Origin of the sequence: Leptolyngbya sp. Cla-17, assembly GCF_016807185.1 — a bacterium.
In the GTDB taxonomy this organism is placed as follows: domain Bacteria; phylum Cyanobacteriota; class Cyanobacteriia; order Leptolyngbyales; family Leptolyngbyaceae; genus ULC077BIN1.
Genome location: NZ_JAEVYN010000002.1, coordinates 802,332 through 826,841 on the forward strand (window position 1 = coordinate 802,332; position 24,510 = coordinate 826,841).

Consider the following 24,510-nt stretch of genomic DNA (forward strand, 5'->3'; position numbering starts at 1 on the left):
GAAATTCCTCTATAGAAATTAATGTAAATCCGATTCTGTAATCCTACATGAGGTGTAGAATCTTGAGCTAATGGCTTCCCAGTAATTGCACTCAAGAGAAACATATTTGTTTACCTTTATACCCAACAAATTACGTAAAGCTGGTAGAATCTTCGTAATTTTGTCGTTAAAACATTCTAAGCAAATCCTTTAAGAGGTCGCAACAGTGAGGCGTGCCCTAGTTGTCGGTGTTAATACTTACTCCAACCTAGGGCATTTATCAACGCCAGCTAACGATGCTGAGGCGATCGCCCATCGCCTTGAGCAAAGTGGTAATTTCACAGTGAAACGATTGCCTGATGTTCAACCCTCGGAGGCAATCAAGATTGGACAGACAACCCCTGTATTTAGGAAAGAGTTGAGGAAAGAACTCCAACAACTGTTTAACCCTGCCAATGAAAAGGAAATCCCCGATACGGCTCTTTTTTACTTTAGTGGGCACGGCATTCAGATAAACAAGGGGAGTTGGCAGGAAAGCCAACTGGTCACTAGCGAGACTGATCCAGATGTGGAAAATGGCTATGCACTACAAGACCTGCGGCAACTCCTAGAAGGCAGCCCTGTAAAACAAAAGATTATTTGGCTAGATTGCTGTCATAGTGGAAGCCTGCTTGACCTCAGTGAAGCTGACCCTGGTTATAGAGGAAGAGGGCGTGATCTTTGCTTTATTGCTGCTGCGTATCAAGAAGCCTATTTAGCGAGTGATGATACCCATAGTTTTCTCACATCCATTTTACTAAAAGCCCTTACCCCCAGTTCTTATCTAGGTGGGCGCATTACTAACTTATTTCTTGCTGAGTTTTTGGATCAAGAACTGCAAACCAATCCAAAACTAAGAAATACTCCTCAACGCCCCATCTTTGCCAATTTGGGCGGTTCTATTGATTTAATTCCGCTACGTAACCAGCCCAATCCAAATCTGCCTCATTCTGGCAGTACAGAGTCAATCTGCCCCTACAAAGGACTTAATTTTTTTGACTATGAAGGAGACGATCCTAAATATTTCTTTGGACGAACAGCCCTGACTGACAAACTCCTACAACGAGTATCTGAAGGCAACTTTCTCGTCGTGACTGGGGCGTCCGGTAGTGGCAAATCCTCCGTTGTGAGAGCAGGGCTAATCTATCAACTGAATCAGGGTTTACGGCGATCGGGGACAAATCAGTGGAAGATTCATATCCTTAGACCAGGTACTTCCCCACGGCGTAGTGAATCTCCGTTGAAGAACCTGGCAAGGGCTTTCGTCAATGACAATCTGTCCAAAGTTAAGCGTGCCGAGGAACGGGGCAGCATAGAAAAACTGCTTGAGGAGCATGGCGGAAAAGGGCTGGGACGATTAGTAGATGAGTCAAGTGTTTCGCGAGTCCTACTAGTTGTCGATCAATTTGAGGAAATTTTTAGTTCACTGATTGATGAAACCGAACGGCGAAGCTTCATTAGTTGTTTGCTAGAGGCAATTAATAATTCGGCTAAGCTTTGTCTGGTATTAGTGATGCGGTCAGACTTTATCAGTTCCTGTATGGAGCAAGACTATACTGGGCTTGCCATCAGAATGGAGGGTGCCTCTCTGGAAACGGTGGCTCCGATGACAGAGGAAGAGTTGCAAGAAGCAATTGTTGAGCCAGCTAAACAGATGGGGGTAGACGTTGAACCCAGGCTCATTAAGCAGATGAAAATAGACGTGGCAGATTCGGCAGCGAGTCTGCCACTGGTGCAATATACCCTAACGGAGTTATGGTATCGATCTCAGAATCAGGGAGACAACCGTCTAACATTTGCTGACTATCTGGACTTAGGCGGCATTCAGCAAGCATTGGAGAAACGAGCCAATCAGGTTTACGATGCTCTCACCTCTAATGAACAGCAGATCGCTCAACGGATTTTTCTGCAACTGACTCAGCCTGGAGAAGACACAGAGCCGACTCGCCGTCAGGTTAATAAACAAAGTTTGATAACCTCACCAGAGTCAGCAGCGATTGTGGATCGAGTCCTTCAAAAGTTAGTTGATGAAAAACTAATTGTTACCAGTGCATTATCGACAAAAGGGGCTGAATCTGAATCTGAACAGATCCCAACGGTTGAAGTTGCCCATGAAGCCTTAATTCGTTACTGGTCGAAACTGCGTCAGTGGTTGTATGACAACCAGGATGCACTTCGCACACGCTTAAGAATCGAGAAACGAGCGCAGGAATGGAAGGAGAGTGGCAAGCCGCTTGAGTTGGCTTATCTACTTCAAGGTACCAAACTGGCGGAGGCAGAAGAATTTATTGACACTTACGGTGATGACTTACCGTTGCAAGTATTGGCACAAGAGTTTGTTCGGGTGAGCCAAGCAGAAGGCGATCGCCTTGAACAGCAAGAAAAAGAACGTCACCAGCGCGAGAAAGATACTCTAAATCGATTACTCCAAGAACAAGAAGAGAAAGCATCCGCAGAAGCAGAAGCACGAAAAGCTTCTAATAAGGCACAAGTGGAAGCGGAAGCTAGAGAAAAAGCGGAGAGGATAGCAAAAGAAGAAGAGAAAAAGAAAACTCGAAATGCAAAAATTGCCGCTGGATTGGCGATCGCTGCTCTTGTAAGTTTTGGGTTCTTCCAGCAGCAACTCTGGGAAAATGAATTGACTGTTTCAAGGGCAATGTTGGGGCTTATTAAAGCGAAAGACTTAACTCCAAAAAATTTGCAAGACACTCTTAAAATAGCGAAAGAAAATGCACAAAGAGGAAACATTGATTCCGCTTTGGAATTATATGGTGAAATCAGAAAATCTATAGGGAATGAAACAGAGTTTGAGTTTTTTGATGGTGCTGCTAAAAATGAAATAGTTGATTTAGTCAAGACATACAAAATGCCAGTTCTTGAGAAATATCTAAAAGATTCTAAAATAGGAGAAAAAATCATCGATGAAACTAAATCAGATCCAGACAAAAGATTTACAGAGGGCGCTCTAAGAGAAACTTACAAGATTGTCATGATTTATACGGGTACAGATTTAAATCCTACTAATGGAGAGATTGATGAAAAGGAAGTTGAGAAAATGCCTTGTGACATCCTTTTAGCAATTGAAAAGCTGTGGCGGAATCATACAAAACAAACCTGTGGTTGGGTTGGCAGTAATACTGATTATGGAGCGGCTCCTGATTGTCAAGAAGCAGAATTAAAGGGAGTCTCATTGGGTACAGCACTTTTCGATCCAGTAAGTTTTCAGTATTTACTGTATCGGTATCAAAATCAATGTAAGTCTTAATTCAGAAGCGCCTAAAAAAATAGCTATCTCATATCGAGTACTTTTCTGTAGTTTCACAGTTGTCTTTCTAATCAATAGAAAAATCCATGAAGAAAAAACGACCTTTTCACTGGTTTTCTAACCGTTTTCTTCTCATTATTTCAGCGACTTTAATCATCATTTATCTTCTTTCTACAACCTTATATAGCTATAGTCAACCTGCACCCAAAACAGTATTTCCTAGTGCCACTATCACAAAAATTTATGAAGATAAAAGCACTCCATCTTGCAGAATATTGCCTGAGTTACGGAAGCCCAGCGCTTCAATGAGAGATGGGCGCAGAATTACAAATATCGTCAACCAGAAGATGCAACCTAACAACGATCTACTCCAGACCTTCAAATGTTGGGTGGTTCTCAGTTTTCCACAATGGAACTTTGAAGCGTCTCTCGGTGGCAATCAGAAGCCCAGTAAGTATTGGTTTCCGAAAATTGCTCAGGCTGAAAAATTTGTCGGCTCATGGAAAGCTGCACAAACAGGTCTATTTAATGTAGCGGGTGATAAGAATTCAATCCTGATAATGCCTGTAACTCCGAAGAAAAGTCCACAAAGATCTGGTAGCTCCAACTTTCCTACTAATCTTGTGGCTCAAGCAACTACCGATTTGCCGCAAATCTCAATTCCAGGTCAAAAAAGTGCAGGTGAACTTCGTTATTGCAGTGCTATTTCAGACTTTAGCGTCATTCCAAAGACCCCGATGCGAGAAAAACCACCCTACGAGTCAGAATACGGCAAGGCTTGGGGAATTGGAATTTCAGATCGAGGATGGGATCTGTTTTCGCAGAATGATCCTTGCGGAAAGGCACTTCAGGAGTGTGAAACAGCCAATCAAAACTTGAGGAATGTAAAGAACCCCAAACTAGGTACAACTTGTTCTATTTCCTCTGATGGTATTGGTTTGCAGCCATTAGATGATTCAGATGTAATCCTGACACTCGACTGTAGTGGAGATAAGGAAAAGCCATTTTCTAGAAGGGTTATTCCATATGAAACTCAGGCAGCCAAAATCGACGAAGCGTTAATCAAAAACTTCAAGAAAAAGGCTCGTGATGATGGTGCGCGATCATGCATTTTTAATATTTACCCCAACGTTTCTGGTTCATTACTTGTCAGTCCTGCACAACCCAAGGAAGGATCTGTGAAGATTGAAGCTGATGGATCAGGGAAAAAAGTGGAATTCGTGACAGTTAATGGGTCTGCTGGAGTTATTCCTATTGAGAAACTTGTCAAGACGGAAGGACGCGCAACACCAGAGATCGTGCCTCATCACAACAAGTACTTTTTCTGCGAAGAAAATGATAGAGAGTGTGAGAAAGATGAACATGATGAATATGTCTTTAAGCCTGTTTCAGCATCTGAAATAGACCAGATCAAAAGCCAAGAGCCAGTCAATTTACTACCACGAGACCCGACAATATTTAGTCCGGAAGATACGATCGGCATTCTGACCATTAGCGGAAAACGGATTAATCCCTGGAAAGACTTAGGATTTTATCTAAATTTTCCGTCTGGTTTAGATTTCCCATCTGAGTGGAAAGCTGTTACTGAACCCGATGAGTTGAAAACCGTTCTTGGCTACATTCAGCAGAAAGAACCGCCCTTGGCGTTGAGTTATGTGGATGGTGCGCTTACACGACTTGAACGCAGAGATCCTGAGTTGGCATCTACTTTTCGGGGAGAGATCACCAGCTACCTCAACCCTAAAATAGACCGTCGCCTGCTTGCTGTTGATGTTCAGAGTGTTGCAAGTGTCCAGGCAGAGCAGAAATCCCTCAGTGACTCCATTTCGTTTGAAACTGTTACCAAAAACTATGTGAAAAATCTGAGAAGGACCCGAAGTAGCCTTGTTAGATATGTCTCAGATAAATCATTTGCTGTTGGAAACTTCAAGATTTGGGAAGTAAAAGTGCAGGTCAATTTGCAAGGTTCTTATGGTGCGCCCAAAAGAGGATACAAAAAGGAGCCTGCAATCGGTGCCGGACGTACGGTATTCGTTGAGGGAACGGATGGGAAACCCGTTACCTTAATTCAAACCTCCTACTTCATTAATCGGCAAAACCAACTATTTAAGCTGGATTTCATTACCACTCAGGAACGAGACAAACTCTTCACGAGTAACAGCGTATATACCAAAGTCCTTGAATCTTTCCGCATTGTGAAACCTTATCAAGTTGGAGGAAGTGGAACATGATCCTTACATTGCTAAAGCCGATAGTGAAAGGTCTAACTTTTGCCTTTTGTAGTCTGCTTTTGTTTAAATTGCCAGCGCTTAGCCAAACAAATATCAGTAATCAATCCACTCCTGAGAATAGCTGTCTAGCTATCAATGACGACGAACGAATTAATTGGACTAACCGAGTTGGAAGAACGAGTGCAGTTGTATTTGAATGCAGCTCGGGCACTAATGAAAATGGGGTAGAAATACTATCGGTTGCTACTAAAGCTCCTAACGCTCATAACCGATGTCGCATTCCTCTGATGCGGCTTACTTCCAACTATTTTAGGCAATCAGGCTACACTCCTCAGAAGCGGTGCCAAAAGATTGCTACTCGATTTCAGCACTTCCATAACTGTGGAATTCTTGACAATCTTTTGAAAGGCGATGCTACGGATGCTCGAACTGGCAAAACCTATCCGGCTATTTTTGCAGAGGTGAAATTGGCATCGGGAGATCAATTAGCAACGCAGGATTTGTGCACTGCGTTAAAGCCGACAAATGGAAAACTACTGCTATTAATGTTTGAACCCGGCATTGAAGCAGGTCAGATTGAGGAAAAGCTGAATGATCTGCGGCTAGGCAATTTTCCGGAGCCATTGTCGGATAACCAATAACAAACATTCACAAGGTATGAGGAATGCTAAGGATGACAACAAACAGTTGGAATTGCCTACTGTCTAGGATGTTTTGTTTGGGTGCATTGATCCATGCTTCTACCCTTGTTGCAATAGCAGAAGATTCTAGACACCCAATGCAGCAAATTACCTCAGTATCCCAACTCTCGGATGTTCAACCAACCGATTGGGCATACGGGGCATTGCAATCCTTGGTAGAGCGATACGGTTGTATCGTTGGGTATCCCGATCTCCCCTTTAAAGGAAATCGCGCACTCACTCGCTACGAATTTGCAGCGGGCTTCAATGCCTGCCTCGACAAAATTCAGGAACTCCTTGCAGCTAGCACTGTTGATCTTGCAAAACGAGAAGATCTAGAGCCGATTAAACGTTTAATTGAAGAGTTTACACCTGAATTAGCGCTGCTTCGAGGCACCGTAGAAGCCTTAGAAGTTCGTACAGCGACTTTGGAAAAACAACAGTTTTCAACTACGACCAAACTGTTTGGAGAAGTAATCTTTGCCCTTACTGATGAATTTAGACAGAACAGTCGTAATCAGCCTGTGTTTCAAAATCGGGTGCGGCTGAATTTAGAAACCAGCTTTGTAGGTAAAGATGTCTTGCATGTGCGACTGGCGGCTGCAAATACTCAACGGTTCGTCACTCCAGACAATACTGCTGAAGGCACACAGCAGTTTAATATTCGCGGGAATACTAGAAACAGCGTTCAAGTGGACTGGTTGTCGTACCTGTTTCCTGTGGGCGATCGTCTGCATGGTTATGTCGCCGCCACAGGTGGAATCCACAGTGATTATGTTTGGAGTACTTTCAATCCTTACCTGGAAGATTATGACGGTGGCAATGGGGCGCTGTCTGCCTTTGGTCAAGAAAGCCCGATTTATCGAATTGGCGGAGGTGCAGGCGGTGGGTTAACCTATCAACTCGGTAAAACGCTGGCAATCAGCGCAGGGTATTTAGCCGGTCCAGATGCGTTTTCCCCAGCTCAAAAAAATGGGATATTTGATGGGAATTATGCCGCTTTGGGGCAACTCACCATTTCTCCATCCGACCAATTTCAACTTGGGCTGACCTATGTGCATAGCTATAACTCTGGAGAAACACCACTTTTTAATTTAGGAACAACGCAAGCATTCACTGGCACTGCCTTAGCCAATCGTTTCTTTGGGAATCGAGCGATCTCAACCAATTCCTACGGCGCTCAAGCATCTTTGAAAATCACTCCCGGCTTTGCTATCAGTGGCTTTTTCGGCTATACAGGCGTGATTCCTGAAGGCGGTAGCATTGTCAATCTACGCAGAAAAAAACAAGACGTTTGGTATTACGGGGGGAATCTGGCATTTCCTGATTTATTCAAAAAAGGGAATTTGGGTGGGCTGGTGTTTGGTGCAGAACCTTATTTAGGCAGCAGTAGCCGTTCCATACCCAGCGATCGCTCCTGGCATATTGAAGCTTTTTATCGATATCAAGTGAATGACTATATTTCAATCACACCTGGATTGATTTGGATCACGGCTCCGAATCAAAGCGATCGCAATGATGACATCGTACTTGGAACTGTCCGGGTTACCTTCAGGTTCTAATATTTCTAGGATTTTTTAGATTGAGCTACACAAATTACGAACGCCATTTAGAACCTGCACTGCACAGGGTTGGCAAACGTAATATTCAGCTTAGCCACCCTTATCTCTTCTCGTCAGGGAACCTTGTTAAGGAATGTGCCAGACAAATGGGTACCGTACAATGGACTGACGGAAGTTTTGCATTGTTCGTTAGAGTCTGAAACCAGGAGTAGAGGCGTGTCAAAGTCTAAGTATCTATTGATCGGTTCAACCGAAGCCTATAGCGGCAAATCAGCGACTGCTTTGGGCATTGCTCATCAGTTGAAAGAACGAGGTCTAGATATTGCCTATGGCAAGCCTCTTGGCACGTTTTATACTTCGTCGGGCGAACCCCTTGAGGAAGATGTTCAGTTTGTGGCACAAACCCTTGAGTTGCCCTCTAGCCATGTGTTACCTACCATATTACCTCTAACCGACTCCACGATTCAAAAGCGGATTCGAGGTGAGAATACAACCAATTACCCCAAGCTGCTGACCCAATATTTACAGATGCAGGGGGCTGATTTGATTGTGCTAGAAGGTCCTTCTAATTTGGAAGAAGGCAGCTTATTTGATGTGTCCTTGCAGCAAGTGGCTGAAATTGTGGATGCGGGGGTGCTGCTAGTAGCGCGGTTTAATTCGCTGCTGATTGTAGGGGCGTTGATATCTGCAAAGCGTCGATTAGGCGATCGCTTGCTAGGAGTATTCATCAACGATATTCCCCCCGACCGCATTGAAGAAGTGCAGGCAACCGTTAAGCCCTACTTAGAAAATCACAATATTCAGGTATTTGGATTAATGCCGCGAAATGATTTATTGCGGAGTGTAAGCGTTGGCGATTTGGTAGAACAATTGCAGGCAGAGGTGCTTTGTCGCAGCGATCGCTTAGATTTAATGGTAGAAAGTCTGGCGATCGGCGCAATGAATGTCAACTCGGCGCTGCGCTATCTTCGCAAAGGGCGCAATATGGCAGTGATTACGGGGGGCGATCGCACGGATATTCAGCTTGCCGCCCTAGAAACCTCAACTCAATGTTTGGTCTTAACCGGACAAATGCGTCCCCATGCGGATGTTCTCAGCCGCGCTGAAGATTTAGAAATTCCAATACTGTCTGTAGATTTAGATACGCTAGCCACTGTGGAAATCGTTGATCGGGCAATTGGACAAGTGCGGATTCACGACCCGATTAAAATCAAATGCCTTTACCAAATGATGTCTGAATGCTTTGACTTCGATCGCCTAATGGCAGATCTAGAGTTAGGGTTGCCAACCCTGGTCGGCTGAGCGATCGCTTAAAGCGATTGCTCTCAACTAGCACAGTTGTCAGGTAAGCACCAACACACCAGCCGCGATCGCCTCCTATAATCGAAGCGATCGCGGCTGTGTTACGGGAACCGTTTGACTGAAGCTATGCTGAATTTCGCCGTCTCATGCCAATTTTGGCATCGTGCTTTGTTGCTCAATGCCCTTGCTACCCTCTTTGTAATTGGAACACCAGATTTAGTAAATGCTCAGCCGCGATCGCTTCAGCAAACGTCAGAACCAACGGCTGATTGTGAACTGTTAATTGTAGGAGCTGGCTTTGCTGGCACTGCTGCTGCCCATGAAGGGCTATTGGCTGGACGCACAGTTTGTCTAACCGACATTACGGATTGGGTGGGTGGGCAAGTTTCGTCTCAGGGCACTTCGGCGTTGGATGAAGCAAAACGGATGCGAGAACAGCGCTTTTTTCCACGCGGCTACAATGAATTTCGCGATCGCATTGTCAAAAAATACGGCAGTCTCAGTTCTGGCAACTGCTGGGTCAGCGTCTCCTGTTTTTTGCCCAGCGATGGACATCAAATTTTATGGACAATGCTGCAAGATGCCGCTAAAAAAGGCAAAGGTACACTCAAGTGGTTTCCAAACACCGTTATTAAAGAGTTGGAATATAGCCCCGATGGACGGCAGATCAGCAGCGCGATCGCCCTACAACATACCCCTGCCCCCAACACTCCGCCCCTCAACACCGAGCCGTTGTCTCAACTCCTCGAAGACATCTACCGCCCTGAAGACTCAGATCGCCTAAAGAAGCAGCAAATTCGCTTTACTCCACCTTCTATATCCCGCACTCTTGCGGCTGACGGCTCCGCTAAGGTCACCGATCTCACTCCTGGCATCAGCCCACCTCCTGCACGCTGGTACATCATGGAAGCCACCGAAACGGGTGAAATCATTGCCCTTGCTGATGTGCCCTATCGCCTTGGGCTAGATCCGGTGTCTCACATCGACCCATCTTCTCCTGTCAAAAACAATGATGCCTATTGCACGCAGGGCTTCACCTATACCTTTGTGATGGAGCGGACAGCGACTCCGCAAACCCAGTCAGAGCCACCCTTCTACCCACAATATGCGCCTTACTTCAGCTACGAAAACTCGAACAACGTTGGCATTGATGCGGTCTTTACCTATCGGCGCATTTGGAGTCCCGATTTTCAAAAGCGCCCCAAGGCAACCCGGTTTGGAGTAGCAGCAGTTTTGCCAGGGGATCTTTCTATGCAGAATTGGACTTGGGGTAACGATTATCGTCCGGGAACGGAGCAAGACAATTTAATTTACAGCCGCGAACAGTTGCAGCAGCGCGGAGAACTGAGTCCGGGTCGCTGGATGGGTGGATTAAGGACAGAAACCCTGCGGCGAGGCGAGGAAAATGCGATCGCCTATTACTATTGGCTCGTGGCAGGCACCACCGACTCGCAATTGGGGGATGGAGTGAAGCAATCCGCTCCAAATCATCGTTATGTCATGGGATTGGCATCGCCCATTGGCACCGCCCACGGACTGTCCAAATATCCTTATATCCGCGAAGCCCGTCGCATCATTGGTCGCCCTACTTTCACCTATCCAAATGGGTTTGCGATGCACGAAATTGATGTGTCGCAAACGAACTATGGCGACGAGGCGCATTACAAGCAAACTCTCCCGCCAGAAATGTATCGCAAACTGCGTAAATCTTTGGCGGGTCTGGAATTTTTGAAACTGCCCGCTGATGTTGATCCTGATCAAATTCCTCGGCGCACACGATCAACGATTTATCCCGATTCCGTCGGTATCGCTCAGTATGCGATGGATTTTCACCCTTGCATGGCAGAGGCACCGCCCGAAAAGCTGGGCAATGAGGAGCGTCCCGGTGTTCGCCAAGCTCACGGACCGGCTTATCCGGGACAAATTGCCCTGCGCGCTATGATTCCTCAAAAAATCGATAATTTAATTATTGGCGGAAAAAGTATTGCTAACAGCACGATCGCCGCTGCCGCTTATCGAGTGCATCCGTTTGAGTGGTCGGTGGGAGCTGCTGCTGCTGTCACAGCAGATTTTGCCTTAAGGGAAAGCATACTGCCCTACCAACTGGTTGATGATTTGCCTCGACGAGAGCCACTGCTGGAAAAACTGCGATCGCGGCTTGAGGCAAATAGTAATCCAACTGCTTTTCCAAATACCTCTATTTTTAATTTGAACTGGGAGGAATGGAAATGATGGAGATGGGCTGGAGATAGGTTGATGAAGAATTGATGAAGCCGTGAACGATATGCGATCGCACACACAAATTTTTGCGTCAGATCACACTGTCTTGTTGCATCCAAGGGAATACTAAAGGGTAGAAAACTGGAATAAGGATTTTATTCCTGTAGTTATCTCGGTGCATCAACAAGTCAACGGCGATCAAATTTTGTTATTTACGCAATCCAACCGAGAGATATAGCGGTATGACCAGGAATATGACACAACACTGGGTAGTGTGTTCTAGTGCCGCGATCGCGCTAGCACTAGCCCCCTTTTCTGCTAGTGCGACCCCTGCCCCCCAGTCGCAACCAGCCTCAATTTTACAAAATCGGGGCACTTTCCAGCTTAGTCAAAGCTTCAAACCACCCAGTCGAGGCACTCCGCCGCCATCGGCAGGGGGCGCAACTCGCGGCAATTCTTGCGTTCCTAATAATAAACAACCCATTTCCCTAGTTCCCAAAGATCGCTTAGGGCTGACCTACAGCGCCAAACCTACTTTTTATTGGCATATCCCTTCGTCCCCTGCGAAAGAGGCTAAATTTTTGATCCTGACAGGCGATGATGTAGACGTGGTATACGAAGCCAGCATTCCGCTGCCTGCAAAATCAGGAATTATTAGCTATACTCTGCCCAAAAACGCCCCGCCCCTGGAAATCGGCAAACGGTACCACTGGTTTTTGACATTAGACTGTAATCCCGCAGACCCGGGAGGCAACCCGATCACAGAAGGCTGGACAGAACGTGTTGCCCCAGATGTTGTTTTTTTGAGGCAGTTAGAAAAGGCTGACTTAAAAACGCGTGCATCTCTTTATGCTGGCAATGGGATCTGGCATGAGTCTGTTACCACTCTCGGTGCACTTCGACGCACCAATCCCCAAGATGTAAGCGCGAGCGAAGGCTGGAACGAATTGCTGAAATCGGTGGGTTTGAGCGCGATCGCCACAGAACCTCTGTTGGATCTAACCGTCAGCCAAAACCCGATGAAAAAGTAATCCGGATTGCTCTAGGAAAGCCAGAAAAGTGGCGAGTGTTAAATATTGAATGAGCAATCCTCAAGATTTAACACTAACAGCTCAAAAATAGCCTTATGCATGTTACCAGCGTTTAAACAAAATCTTTGGCGGTGGCGAGCGGTACTGATTGCAGTACCCACGGTTGCAGGTGTGATTATGCTGCTGCGGATTGCTGGATTCCTGCAAATGCTAGAACTAGCATCCTTGGATCAGTTATTTCTTCTGCGTCCACAGGAAGCGATTGACTCACGGATTCTAATTGTCACCGTTGATGAAGCCGATATCCAAAAATTTCAGCAGTATCCTATATCGGATGCGGTATTAGCGCGACTATTGAACAATTTGAAGCGGCATACTCCCACGGCGATCGGGCTCGATATTTACCGCAATCTGCCCCAGCCACCAGGACATCAAGAACTTCTCAAGATTTTTAGCACTACCCCCAACCTAATTGGACTGCAAAAAATTGATCTTACCTCAGATAGTTCACCCGTTCCGCCGCCTCCCGCCTTACAGCAGCGCGGTCAGACAGGATTAAACGATCTGCCATTGGATGCTGATGGCAAGGTGCGCCGCGGGCTTTTATATGCCGACACTGAAGCAGGCGATTCTATCTTTAGCTTTGGCTACAAACTGGCCTATCAATATTTGGAGCGCAAGGGCGTGGCGAGTGACCTGACCCCCGATGGTCGCATCTATGCCGGATCGGCTATTTTCCAACCGTTTGAAGAAAATGATGGCGGCTATGTTCGGGCGGGGGCGGGGGGATATCAAGTGTTGATCAATTATCGCGGCGGCATTGATCGCTTTCAACGAGTCGGGGTTATGGATGTGCTAGAAAATCGCGTTGCACCTGAGTTGGTGCGCGATCGCATTGTGCTGATTGGCAACATTGCTGAAAGCCATAAAGACCTGTTTTATACTCCCTTTAGCGGTCGGCTGGGTACTCCTGAACGCACACCAGGAGTAGCGATCCATGCCAATTTAATTAGCCATATTTTGGATGCAGCATTGGATCAGCGTCGCCCAATTCAAACGTTGCCAGATTGGGCAGAATATTCGTGGATTGTGGTGTGGACAGCGATCGGTGGAGTGCTTTGCTGGCAGCAACGCCTGAATAGCGGCAGTACACAACTCCTATTTTTCAAGCGCTTCCGGCTAGTGATCGCTGGCGGAGTGCTACTACTCAGTGTTTATGGTGCCTTTTTGTTGGGCTGGTGGATACCCCTGGTACCTGCTTTGATGGGGCTAGTAGGGTCGGCGGTTTCTGTCACAGGTTACCTTGCTCACAGTGCCGGAGAAATGCGGAAAACCTTTGGGCGCTATCTCACCGATGAAGTCGTATCTAACTTGCTTGAAACTCCTTCTGGCTTGCAGTTGGGCGGTGAAAGGCGTAAGGTGACGGTGCTAATGTCTGACCTGCGGGGATTTTCTGCCGTCTCGGAATGGTTGCCGCCCGAAAAAGTAGTGATGCTGCTCAACCTGTACTTTGGTGCGATGGCAGAGGTGGTAGATAAGTATAAAGGTACTATTAATGAATTTATTGGAGATGGTATTTTTGTCATGTTTGGTGCGCCCGTGAGTCGTGCGGATGATGCTCAACGGGCGATCGCTTGTGCCGTGGCAATGCAGTGTGCAATGGCAACAGTGAATGAGCAAAACCAACAGGTTGGACTACCCGCGATCGAAATGGGTATTGGCATCCACACCGGAGAGGTGGTTGTTGGCAACGTTGGCTCTCAAAAACGTGCCAAATATACCGTTATTGGCAACCACGTAAACTTAGCCGCCCGGATTGAGTCTTACACCGTTGGTGGGCAAATTTTGATTTCTGAGGACACGCTTAAGGATGCCAACTGTGAGGTGCGGATTGATGGACAACTTCAAGTTGAACCAAAAGGTATTCGCGTTCCAATCACGCTGTATGAAGTAGGTGGCATCGGTGTCCCCTATGAACTTGAGCTTCCTCAAGCAACCGATGTTTTGTTATCCCTCAAGCAAGCCATATCTTTGGATTACACCGTTCTAGAAGGAAAACATGCTGTCGGCAATTTGTTTCAGGGCAGTTTGATCCGCTTATCTGATTCGAGTGCTGAACTGCAAACAGAACATCCATTAGATTTACTGAGTAATCTGAAACTTCATATACATACTGGACGCGATCGCGCTCCCGTGCCGGGTGATTTGTATGCCAAAGTGCTGAAAAAAGTTGCTGATCAAGAGGATCATTTTCTGATTCGCTTTACTTCTATCCCACCGGAAATTGCCGCAGTCTTGGCATCTCTACGCCAACCCGCATAACGCCTCGACTTATTTTTTGAAGTTGGTTCATTAGTATGGCGCAAACTGCTTTTGCAAAGCTTGCATAATGTATTAAATTTTGGATTGCTTTAGCAGTTTTGGCCCACAGCAAGCACACAAAATCTGTTTTAGATATATCTAAAGGCATAGAGAATGTCATCTAGTAAACATAATTGTGAGTAAACTTATCACTCGAAGTTTCACTCTTTCAACAGAGGTTTAGAAACAGAGTTTCAATTAAATTAAAAAGATATTGATGTTGAGTTAATCAGAAAGGAGATACCTTCATGAGTAACGATAATAAGAAATTTGATAATGACAATGATGCAAACTTAGACCCGATTACTGGTGAACCGGGTGCGCATCCAGTCGGTACAGGTATTGGTGCCGCCAGTGCTGGCGCAGTTGGCACCGCAGTCGGCGGTGCCGTTGGTGGACCTATCGGAGCGGCTGTCGGTGCAGTAGTAGGTTCAGTGGTAGGCGGTTTGGCTGGTAAGAATGCTGCCGAAAACGTCAATCCAACCGTGGAAGATGAGTATTGGCGGAACAATCATGCTTCTCAGCCCTACTTTGATAAGCAGCACGATTACAATGCTTATCAGCCTGCATACCGGGCTGGATACGAAGGATATGGTCGGTATGGCACTACTGGCAGAACCTATGAAGATGCCGAGCCAGATCTCAGAAGCGAATATGAAAAGAGCAGAGGCGGTACTGGCTTAGATTGGGAAAAAGCAAAGTATGCGGCAAAGGATGCTTGGCATCGGGTTGAGAACGCGGCTCCAGATGGAAACCGCAATAATTCAACTACAGATGGCAACACCCGGAGACTGTAGCACGAACAACTTCGTCACGCGGAGTGCGATCGCGTTCATAGTAAGCTGACCAGACAATTTGGGTGTTTCAAGCGAAGGGGAAAACAATTACATTTGTTTCCCCTTTGGTTTGTAAATAGCTTGTAGGAGTGTTTATCTGCGTTTTCACAGATACGGAGAACAAGAATCATCCCTATGATAGGTTTCTGATTTCCTTTGCAAGCAGTATTTTGAGGGCGTAGACATTACTTAATATGTATGCCTGAGGTTGGTGCTTTTTACCTGGGAAACAGCCGCTGTAAATTTGTGGTTTGGGCACCTTTGCTTAAACAGGTCTCAGTCAAAATTGTTGATTCTGAACCGCGAATTATATCCATGCAGCAGGATGGGCAGGGCTACTGGAGCGTTATCGCTGAGGCGGTGCAACCCGGAGCTTGCTATTTCTATCAACTTAATGGAGAGATAAATCGTCCTGATCCAGCATCGCGATCGCAGCCCCAAGGAGTGCATGGACCCTCTCAAGTTGTTGAGCAAGCCTTTCACTGGTCGGATAATGACTGGTCTGGATTTGCCCTAGAAGACATGATTCTCTACGAAGTTCATGTCGGCACGTTTACACCGCAAGGCACGTTTGAAGCGATTATTTCTCGGTTGCCTCGTCTGAAGGAATTAGGAATCACAGCCGTTGAAATCATGCCCGTTGCTCAGGTTCCAGGCGAAAAAGATGGCAAATCTGAAGAAAATTATCGTAACTGGGGGTACGATGGCGCGTATCCTTATGCCGTGCAGAACTCTTATGGTGGAGTGCAGGGTCTAAAGCAACTGGTGAATGCCTGTCACCAGCAGGGCATTGCGGTAGTGCTAGATGTGGTTTACAACCATCTTGGTCCTGAAGGCAATTACCTAGGAGAGTTTGCGCCCTACTTTACGTCTAAGTTTCGCCCTGTTTGGGGTGAGGCAATTAATTTTGACGATGCCTATTGCGATGGGGTTCGCAATTATTTTTTGAGAAATGCGCTTTATTGGTTGGAAACCTTTCACATTGATGCCTTGAGACTGGATGCTATTCAGGGCATTTATGATCTCAGTGCAAAACATTTTTTGGAAGAGCTTGCCGAGAAAGTCGCTGACTCTCAACAGGGAGGTAGGAAGCGTTATCTGATGGCAGAAAGCGATCTAAACGATGTGCGAGTGCTTCGTCCTCAATCGATGGGTGGCTATGGGGTTGATACTCAATGGTGCGATGATTTTCATCATGCTTTACATACCCTAATCACGGGTGAGAAAAACGGCTACTACCAAGACTTTGGGCGGGTTGAAGATCTCGCAAAATCGTTACGAGAAGGCTTTATTTACTCAGGACAATATTCCCTCGATCGCCATCGATGTCATGGCAACTCATCGATCGCCGAACCCGCTCAGCAATTCCTCGTATGTTCTCAAAATCATGACCAAATTGGAAATCGAATTTTAGGCGAACGGTTAACTCAACTGACCAGCTTTGAAGGACTGAAATTAGCTGCCAGTGCGGTGTTATTGTCTCCCTACATTCCATTGCTATTTATGGGCGAAGAATATGGGGAACCCGCACCGTTTTTGTACTTTATTAGTCATTCGGATCGCGAACTGGTGGCTGCAATTCAGCAATCAAAAGATAAAGAATTTAAGCAAGTAGGATACGAGGGCAAGTCGTTGGATTCGCACTCACCTGAGATATTTGAGCGGTGTAAGCTCAATTGGAAATTGCAGCACGAAGGAAAACATCAAGTGCTTTGGCAGTTTTATCAACTGCTGATTCAGCTTCGGCGATCGCACCCAGCATTAAAGAAACTGGATAAACAAAGCTTAGAGGTGAAGGTAAATGAAGCGGATCGCCTGTTAGTCATGCGCCGCTGGAGTGATCAAGAGCAAGTGTTAGCAGTGATGAATTTTAGCGATCGCCCAGTCGAGCTGAATGGTGAAATACCCGATGGCAGTTGGCAGAAAATACTCGACACCGCAGACAGAAAGTGGCATGGATCGGGTGCAACTCTGCCTGAAAAATTACTTGCTGATCAACCGCTGATGGCTCCGGCGAAAAGCTTTACTCTTTATCAAACCTAAATTCATTCAGCTTAAATCTATATCTTATGAAAATTCCTATTGCCACTTATCGGCTTCAGTTTCATGCCGGGTTTAACTTTGAGGCCGCTCACGCGATCTCCAACTATCTAGCAGCGTTAGGAATTTCTGATCTCTACGCCTCCCCTATCTTTAAAGCTAAAGTAGGTAGCTCTCATGGATATGATGTGGTTGATCCAAATCAGATTAACCCAGAGATTGGCACTCCAAAGCAGTTTGATGCTTTAGTCAACACGCTTCAGCAGCATCAAATCGGCTGGCTGCAAGATATCGTGCCTAACCACATGGCATACGACAGCGAGAATCATTACTTAATGGATATTTTGGAGAATGGACCCGATTCTGAGGCGATCGAGTTCTTTGATATTGAATGGAATCATGCCTACGAAAGCTTTAAAGGCAGAGTTCTGGCTCCCTTGCTGGGCGATTTGTATGGGAACTGTTTAGAGAAGGGCGAAATTCAACTCACCTACGATGCAACTGGATTGAGTGTTAACTACAACAGTCTTAAATTGCCCGTGCGAATTGAATCCTATGCGCGTTTTATTACCACTTATCTTGGGCAATTAACAAAAGCGTTAGGTCGGCAACATCCTGATTTTATTAAGCTGCTAGGCAGTTTGTATTTGATTAAAAGTATTCCCGCTGAAACGAAAGGCAGAGAGCGATCTGACCAGATTGGGTTTGTTAAAGGATTACTGTGGGAGTTATATAGTCAGAACGCTGAAATTAAAAACTTTTTTGATGCCAATGTGGTTAGTTTTAATGGCATACCCAATGATCCGGAAAGTTTTAATCTGTTGGATAATTTGTTGTCAGAGCAGTTTTATCGGCTTTCTTCCTGGAAGGTGGGTGTCGAAGAAATCAACTACAGACGATTTTTTACGGTGAATGAACTGATTTCAGTCAAGGTTGAAACAATCAAGGTTTTTCACAAAACTCATGCATTGATAGAGCAATGGATCAAAGATGGAAAAGTGACGGGCTTACGAGTCGATCATATTGATGGACTGTATCATCCGGCTGAATATCTAGAACGATTGCAAGAGAAAGTTGGCGACGTTTACGTTACGGTTGAAAAGATTCTTGAGTTACAAGAAGAAATGCCGCATGACTGGAAAACTCAAGGGACTAGCGGTTACGAGTTTCTCAACTATCTGAATGGAGTTTTTTGTCAGTCTGAGCACGAGTCGGAGTTCCAAAATGTTTACACCCGCTTTACCGGAACCTATGCTTCTTACGAGCAATTGGTTACTAAAAATAAACACCTGATTATCGATAAGAATTTGGGTGGCGATGTGGATAATTTGGCGCAACGGCTAAAATCCCTATCTGGTCAAACTCGTCAAGGAGCTGACTTTACTGCTTATGGTTTGAAGCGATCGCTGAGTGAAGTTTTGGCGTCATTTCCGGTCTATCGCACCTATATTGATTCGGCTCAGGTCACGGATGCAGATCGAGGTTACATTCAAACCGCGATCGCCCAAGCGAAAGAGCAGATTCCACGGCTCGTCAACGAACTCGACTACATCGAAAAGATTCTGTTGCGGCAAGATGAAGATCTACTAACGGAGTCACAAAAAGAAGAGCGACTGCATTTTGTCATGAAGTTTCAACAGTTGACTGGACCGTTAATGGCAAAAGGGGTTGAAGATACCACGCTGTATATTTACAACCGTTTGCTGTCGTTGAACGAAGTCGGCGGCAATCCCAGTCATTTCGGCATCGCCCTAGAGCAGTTTCATGACTTTAATCGCAAAAAGTGCGACCGCTGGATGTATGCCATGAACGCCTCTGCCACCCATGACACAAAGCGTGGGGAAGATGTGCGTGCTCGGTTAAATGTGCTGTCAGAACTGCCGGCAGACTGGGAAGAACAGGTGCAACACTGGGCTAAGATCAACCGCGATAAGAAGTCGCATACCAAAGGTAAATCGACTCCCGATCGCAACGATGAGTATTTCTTGTATCAAACTCTAGTAGGGTCTTTTCCTTTTGCTGAGGCTGACTGTTCAGAGTTTCGCGATCGCATCAAAGATTACATCATCAAAGCTATTCGAGAAGCAAAAGTCCATACGACGTGGATACGACCCGATGAAACCTATGAAAACGGCTATCTAGACTTTATTGATAAACTTTTGGACTTTCAAGCTGAGAATGAGTTTTTGCAGGCTTTTCGCCCCTTTCAACAGCAAATCGCTAACTACGGTATTTTCAACTCGCTGTCTCAAGTGCTGCTAAAAAACACGACTCCGGGAGTCCCTGATCTATATCAGGGCTGTGAATTGTGGGATTTCAGCTTGGTCGATCCAGATAACCGCCGTCCGGTGGATTATGCCCAACGACAAACCTACTTGCAAGAGATTCAAGCAGGCATCGCGTCGGATTGTTTAAACTTGATGAAAGATTTGCTAGCAACCAAAGAAGATGGTCGAGTCAAGCTGTTTTTGACCTATCAAGTATTGCAAGCTAGACAAAAATATCAGTCGCTTTTTCAGCAGGGTAACTATCAACCTTTGGAGGTTTCAGGCATATTTGCTGATCATGTGGTTGCCTTTGCAAGAACTTTTGAAGATCAGGTGGCGATCGCCCTAGCTCCCCGATTTCTCACTCAGGTTATTCAGCTTAATCAACTCCCCTTAGATCACGCGATTTGGCAAAATACTCAGATTGATCTGCCATCACCAATGCCGAAAAATTGGATCAACGCAATCACTCAGCAATCTTTATCCGGTAAGACTGAAATTCAATTAGGCGAAGCGTTGAAACATTTTCCGGTTGCTTTATTCATTAGCCAAAATTAGGAGGACTAACGGTGGTCAATCAACTTATCGAAACATCGTTAGACTTCCCGTCGGATGCGCAAATTCACCGTCTAAGAACCTATATTAAGCAATCTTGGAAAACCCTTTATCGATCGCATGAGCATATCTTGGAAGCTGCTCGTGATTCTAAACTTGATCATATCCCTGGCACTCCCTGGATTGTTTATATTTCGCCTCAAGAAAACCAAGCCGAAATTGAACAAGCATTGCAAAAGGCGGTTTCTGAAAGTGAATGGAACCAGATTGAATTACGCGTTCTGCCATCGGAAGTAGACCAAATCAAAGAGCATGGGTTGCTCTATTTGCCACATCCCTATGTCGTTCCAGGCGGGCGTTTCAACGAAATGTATGGCTGGGATAGTTACTTCATTCAGCTTGGTTTACTGCGAGATGGAGAACTGGAGCTGGCAAAATATATGGTTGAGCAATTGCTCTATGAAATTGAGCATTATGGCACCATTTTGAATGCTAATCGTACCTACATGCTGTCGCGATCGCAGCCGCCGATATTAACCCCGATGGTTCTCGCCTTATTTCAGCACACTCAGGATTACGAGTGGCTGCGACAGGTGCTATCCGTTGTCGAGCGTTATTACTATTACTGGACGGTGCCACCGCATCTTAATCAAGCAACTGGATTGTCTCGCTACTTTGCACTGGGAGAGGGTCCTGCGCCAGAAGTGCTGGCATCGGAAATAGATGAGGAGGGTAAGACGCACTACGATCGCGTGCGGGAATACTACTGCCAATTTGATGTTGATGCCTATGATGTGAACCTCTACTACGATCGCGAACAGGATATTTTGACCGATTTATTTTACAAAGGCGATCGCTCTATGCGCGAATCCGGCTTTGATATCTCTAACCGCTTCGGTCCGTTTAGTGTTGATGTTATTCACTATGCGCCAGTTTGCCTGAATGTTTTGCTCTACAAAATGGAACAAGATATTGCTCAAATCTACACGCTTTTAGACCATGCTGATATGGCTCAACAATGGCATCATCGCGCCAGCGATCGCCATCAGCGGATCGACCAATTCCTCTGGAACGAAGCGGATGGATTGTATTACGACTACAACTTCCAAACTAACGCTCAGTGTCGCTATGAGTTTGCCACCACGTTCTATCCCCTGTGGGCAGGCATTGCTTCGGAGTCCCAGGCTGCCGCTGTGGCGCGATCGCTCGAAAAGTTTGAGGCTGCGGGCGGGTTGCTCACTAGCACCCATGTCAGCGGCAATCAATGGGATGCCCCTTTTGGTTGGGCACCGTTGAATTTGATTGCCGTGCAAGGGTTGTTGAGTTATGGCTATAAACAAGATGCGGAGCGGATTGCTAAAAAGTTTGTTTCCATGGTTGCTCAAGAGTTTGAGAAAACTGGAACAATTGTTGAAAAGTATGATGTTTGCCGATGCTCCGCCAATGTTTCCGATGAGATTCTTTTTGGTTACAGTTCCAATGAGATAGGCTTTGGTTGGACGAATGCCACGGTGCTAGAGTTCTTACATTTACTAGATAAAAGTAACTCATGATTTTGAGCGATCGCTCATTTTTTCATCAATAGGAACTGCATGTTTAGACGGTCTTAAAGGTGTTCCGCGATATTTGGAATATACCTGAGTAAACTCTGCACCAATCAACAAAATTTGAGCAGAATAGAACACCCAAATTAGCAGTACCACCAGTGAACCAGCGGCTCCATAGGCTGAGCCAACGCTGCTGTTTCCGAGATATAACCCAATGGCTAACTTGCCAATATTAAACAGTATGGCAGTGACGGCTGCACCTACCCAGAGGTTCTTCCAAGGAATTTCGACATCCGGCAAAAACTTGTAAATGGAGGCAAACAAAACAGTGATTACGCCAAACGAAATTGCAAAGTTAATCACTTGGCCCAAGATGGGAATACCCGGCATTAAATTGTTAAAAAAGTAACTAACCGTTGCTAGAACGGTAGACAGTAATAAAGAAACTAACAGCAAAAAACCAATGACCAAAACCATGGCAAAGGACAAAAATCGAGAGACTAAAAAGCCACGAATTCCTTGCCCTGGTTTTGGTTTGACTTCCCAGATGGTGTTGAGCGCTGCTTGAAGTTGACCAAAGACTCCTGATGCTCCAAACATCAGCAAGACAACGCCAATAATGGTGGCGATCGCGCCTCCAGACCCCGGTTTATCCGCATTCTGAATCATTGCTTGAATGGCTTCTGCCCCGTCTTTGCCAACTAATCCCTGGATTTGGCGAACCAGCTCTCCACGTGCCGCTTCTTCCCCAAATACCGCACCCGCGATCGCGATCGCAATCAGCAACAGTGGAGCCAGGGAAAACACGGTGTAATATGCCAGTGCAGCGGCTAATACAGGCACATTGTCTTCTTTCCATTCTGCGATCGTTCCTTTGATTAATCGCGCACCATCCTTAAACCGCATGTTTTTTAACCCAACACTTCTAAGCACCATAATTGATAACACTTTGCCCATTGTGCATCTATCGCAAGGCTGACTTCAGAAGTAAGACACTTCTCTGCCAAGGCAACGCTACTGTCCTTGCCAAATCGCCTCAATGTCAGACAATTGAATTTGGCGATAATGCCTGATAGAAAATAGAGATCACGTACTATTGAAGGTATTTTATTGCCTTCACCACAATGGAAACCATTCGGCAAATTGTTCAAGTCAAAGGCGATCGCAAATTGGAACTCACCCTACCAGATGATATTCAACCCGGATTGGTTGAGATTGTTGTTGTGCTTCAACCCTTGCAGCAGCTTCCGCCTACTCCGATTCAAATCTCAAATCTGTTTGGTTTCTTGCCACTTCGCATCGATCCGCTCCAGTTCCAACAGGCATTAAGAAATGAATGGAACAGATAGTCGGTATCTGCTCGATACCAACATCTTCATTTACTACTTCAATGGCGAACCAATGGTTCAACCCCTGTTTACTAGACCTCTTGCGTGAATGTATGTAAGCAGCTAGAACTAGGTCAAGGAGGAGGATATTATGACCTACGAGCAACTTAGCCAACTTAAACCCGGAGCTTTCAAACGTCGATGTGGGGTTCACCTTGAAACGTTTGAGCAGATGGTAGCAATATTGCGTCCCGATCTTGACCGCAGGGGAAAACGGGGTGGACAGTGCAAATTAAGCGTAGAAGACCAATTGTTGGTCGTACTTGAATACTGGCGAGAATACCGGACACAGTTTCATATCGCCACCACGTGGGGGATGAGCGAGTCAGCCGTATGTCGATTGATTCAAAAGGTGGAAGGATTATTGACCAATTCAGACCAGTTTCGGCTACCCGGCAAAAAGCAACTCTACCAGAATGCCAGTACTTGGAGCGTAGTGGCAGTGGATGTGACTGAAAGCCCCATTGAGCGTCCCCAAAAAAACAGCGAGGCTACTACAGCGGCAAGAAAAAGCGGCATACCCTAAAAGCTCAAGTGGTAGTCAATCAAGCGACTGGACAGATTATCTGCACAGCCTTTGGCAAAGGGCGAGTCCATGACTTTCGCTTGTTCAAGCTCCATCGCCTGCCGATGCTGCCGGAGCAGTTGTGTTTAGCGGACAGAGGCTATCAGGGTATGGCAAAGCTACATCCCTGTAGTTGCACTCCAACCAAAAAGCCCCGTAAAGGCAAATTGAGCAAAGCTGAGCGGCAGCACAACCGAAATCTAGCCCGATTGCGAGTAGTCGCTGAGCATGTCAACCGCAAGCTCAAGATTTTTCGGATTCTGGCTGAACGGTATCGAAATCGACGCAAGCGCTTCGGGTTGCGCTTCAACCTGATTGCGGCGATCATCAACTGTGAACTTTCGCTCTCTTCTTGATTCACGCAAGAGTTCTACTGAAATTTTGGCAGGCGATGCCAGTGGGTTCTATTGTCCAATTAGCTGGTCAGAGTTGCTGTGTTACCCTGCACTGACAGAATCAGAAGCTAATCAAATTCGGGACTTTCTACGATCGCTCACTTGGGTTCCAATCACTGAAAGAGTTCTTGATCACACAGCTAAAATCCGGCGAGACTACCGAATCGCTGTACCAGATGCTTTGATTGCAGCATGTTCAATGGAAGTTGACGGTATATTATAGTGGTTCTTCGTCGGATGAGGTACA

General features: G+C 45.9%; 16 protein-coding genes. 15 read left to right on the forward strand and 1 reads right to left on the reverse strand.

Annotation, left to right across the window (positions count from 1 at the left end; translation table 11 throughout):
• Window positions 1-205: 205 nt before the first annotated feature.
• From JOY44_RS14890 to JOY44_RS14945, 12 genes are all read left to right on the forward strand, one after another.
• A complete protein-coding gene (locus JOY44_RS14890; protein ID WP_171574441.1) occupies window positions 206-3,283 on the forward strand; it encodes a caspase family protein in 3,078 nt (1,025 codons plus the stop codon).
• A gap of 86 nt (window positions 3,284-3,369) precedes the next feature.
• Complete coding sequence (locus JOY44_RS14895) at window positions 3,370-5,514, forward strand: hypothetical protein (RefSeq protein WP_171574442.1); 2,145 nt, start codon at window positions 3,370-3,372, stop codon at window positions 5,512-5,514.
• Window positions 5,511-6,155 carry a COP23 domain-containing protein gene (locus JOY44_RS14900; protein WP_242541786.1) on the forward strand — a complete coding sequence of 215 codons (645 nt, stop codon included), beginning with the start codon at window positions 5,511-5,513 and terminating at the stop codon, window positions 6,153-6,155. The genes JOY44_RS14895 and JOY44_RS14900 overlap by 4 nt, the downstream gene beginning before the upstream one ends.
• A gap of 137 nt (window positions 6,156-6,292) precedes the next feature.
• Window positions 6,293-7,756, forward strand: a complete 1,464-nt coding sequence (locus JOY44_RS14905) for an iron uptake porin (RefSeq protein WP_242541787.1) — start codon at window positions 6,293-6,295, stop codon at window positions 7,754-7,756.
• 216 nt (window positions 7,757-7,972) lie between these two features.
• Window positions 7,973-9,058 (forward strand): phosphotransacetylase family protein, encoded by a 1,086-nt coding sequence (locus JOY44_RS14910; protein WP_171574445.1) that lies wholly within the window; start codon window positions 7,973-7,975, stop codon window positions 9,056-9,058.
• 126 nt (window positions 9,059-9,184) lie between these two features.
• Window positions 9,185-11,290: an FAD-dependent oxidoreductase gene (locus JOY44_RS14915; protein ID WP_171574446.1), complete on the forward strand. Its 2,106-nt coding sequence runs from the start codon at window positions 9,185-9,187 to the stop codon at window positions 11,288-11,290.
• Window positions 11,291-11,532: 242 nt separating this feature from the next.
• Entirely contained in the window at window positions 11,533-12,309 is a 777-nt protein-coding gene (locus JOY44_RS14920; RefSeq protein ID WP_197985413.1) for a DUF928 domain-containing protein, read from the forward strand.
• 99 nt (window positions 12,310-12,408) lie between these two features.
• The gene (locus tag JOY44_RS14925; RefSeq protein ID WP_171574448.1) at window positions 12,409-14,631 is read left to right on the forward strand and encodes a CHASE2 domain-containing protein; all 2,223 of its coding nucleotides are present in this window, start codon (window positions 12,409-12,411) and stop codon (window positions 14,629-14,631) included.
• A gap of 287 nt (window positions 14,632-14,918) precedes the next feature.
• Complete coding sequence (locus JOY44_RS14930; RefSeq protein WP_171574449.1) at window positions 14,919-15,467, forward strand: hypothetical protein; 549 nt, start codon at window positions 14,919-14,921, stop codon at window positions 15,465-15,467.
• A gap of 237 nt (window positions 15,468-15,704) precedes the next feature.
• Entirely contained in the window at window positions 15,705-17,549 is a 1,845-nt protein-coding gene (treZ, locus tag JOY44_RS14935) for a malto-oligosyltrehalose trehalohydrolase (RefSeq protein ID WP_171574450.1), read from the forward strand.
• A 26-nt stretch (window positions 17,550-17,575) separates the two neighbouring features.
• The gene (treY, locus tag JOY44_RS14940; RefSeq protein ID WP_171574451.1) at window positions 17,576-20,371 is read left to right on the forward strand and encodes a malto-oligosyltrehalose synthase; all 2,796 of its coding nucleotides are present in this window, start codon (window positions 17,576-17,578) and stop codon (window positions 20,369-20,371) included.
• 11 nt (window positions 20,372-20,382) lie between these two features.
• The gene (locus JOY44_RS14945; RefSeq protein WP_171574452.1) at window positions 20,383-21,921 is read left to right on the forward strand and encodes a trehalase family glycosidase; all 1,539 of its coding nucleotides are present in this window, start codon (window positions 20,383-20,385) and stop codon (window positions 21,919-21,921) included.
• Here the strand turns inward: JOY44_RS14945 and JOY44_RS14950 are convergent.
• Window positions 21,916-22,851 carry a YihY/virulence factor BrkB family protein gene (locus JOY44_RS14950; protein ID WP_197985415.1) on the reverse strand — a complete coding sequence of 312 codons (936 nt, stop codon included), beginning with the start codon at window positions 22,849-22,851 and terminating at the stop codon, window positions 21,916-21,918. The genes JOY44_RS14945 and JOY44_RS14950 overlap by 6 nt on opposite strands.
• Before the next feature lie 188 nt (window positions 22,852-23,039).
• Here JOY44_RS14950 and JOY44_RS14955 point away from each other — a divergent pair, with 188 nt between their 5' ends.
• The 3 genes from JOY44_RS14955 (at window position 23,040) to JOY44_RS32855 (ending at window position 24,486) form a co-directional block, all read left to right on the forward strand.
• Window positions 23,040-23,264, forward strand: a complete 225-nt coding sequence (locus tag JOY44_RS14955; RefSeq protein ID WP_171574453.1) for a hypothetical protein — start codon at window positions 23,040-23,042, stop codon at window positions 23,262-23,264.
• 130 nt (window positions 23,265-23,394) lie between these two features.
• Window positions 23,395-24,224, forward strand: a protein-coding gene (locus tag JOY44_RS14960) for an IS5 family transposase (protein WP_415881100.1) whose coding sequence is annotated in 2 segments (ribosomal slippage) — window positions 23,395-23,785 and window positions 23,785-24,224 — 831 coding nt in all. Because the reading frame shifts where the segments join, the coding sequence is not laid out codon by codon here.
• Window positions 24,202-24,486 (forward strand): PIN domain-containing protein, encoded by a 285-nt coding sequence (locus JOY44_RS32855; protein WP_197985422.1) that lies wholly within the window; start codon window positions 24,202-24,204, stop codon window positions 24,484-24,486. The genes JOY44_RS14960 and JOY44_RS32855 overlap by 23 nt, the downstream gene beginning before the upstream one ends.
• Window positions 24,487-24,510 lie beyond the last annotated feature (24 nt).

What these genes read in the sequence shown, in the direction of transcription:
- JOY44_RS14930 (WP_171574449.1), top strand. Translation starts at nt 14,919, where the DNA reads ATGAGTAACGATAATAAGAAATTTGATAATGACAATGATGCAAACTTA.
- treZ (WP_171574450.1), top strand. Translation starts at nt 15,705, where the DNA reads ATGCCTGAGGTTGGTGCTTTTTACCTGGGAAACAGCCGCTGTAAATTT.
- treY (WP_171574451.1), top strand. Translation starts at nt 17,576, where the DNA reads ATGAAAATTCCTATTGCCACTTATCGGCTTCAGTTTCATGCCGGGTTT.
- JOY44_RS14920 (WP_197985413.1), top strand. Translation starts at nt 11,533, where the DNA reads ATGACACAACACTGGGTAGTGTGTTCTAGTGCCGCGATCGCGCTAGCA.
- JOY44_RS14925 (WP_171574448.1), top strand. Translation starts at nt 12,409, where the DNA reads ATGTTACCAGCGTTTAAACAAAATCTTTGGCGGTGGCGAGCGGTACTG.
- JOY44_RS14950 (WP_197985415.1), bottom strand. Translation starts at nt 22,851, where the DNA reads ATGGTGCTTAGAAGTGTTGGGTTAAAAAACATGCGGTTTAAGGATGGT.
- JOY44_RS14905 (WP_242541787.1), top strand. Translation starts at nt 6,293, where the DNA reads ATGCAGCAAATTACCTCAGTATCCCAACTCTCGGATGTTCAACCAACC.
- JOY44_RS14915 (WP_171574446.1), top strand. Translation starts at nt 9,185, where the DNA reads ATGCTGAATTTCGCCGTCTCATGCCAATTTTGGCATCGTGCTTTGTTG.
- JOY44_RS14895 (WP_171574442.1), top strand. Translation starts at nt 3,370, where the DNA reads ATGAAGAAAAAACGACCTTTTCACTGGTTTTCTAACCGTTTTCTTCTC.
- JOY44_RS14900 (WP_242541786.1), top strand. Translation starts at nt 5,511, where the DNA reads ATGATCCTTACATTGCTAAAGCCGATAGTGAAAGGTCTAACTTTTGCC.
- JOY44_RS14955 (WP_171574453.1), top strand. Translation starts at nt 23,040, where the DNA reads ATGGAAACCATTCGGCAAATTGTTCAAGTCAAAGGCGATCGCAAATTG.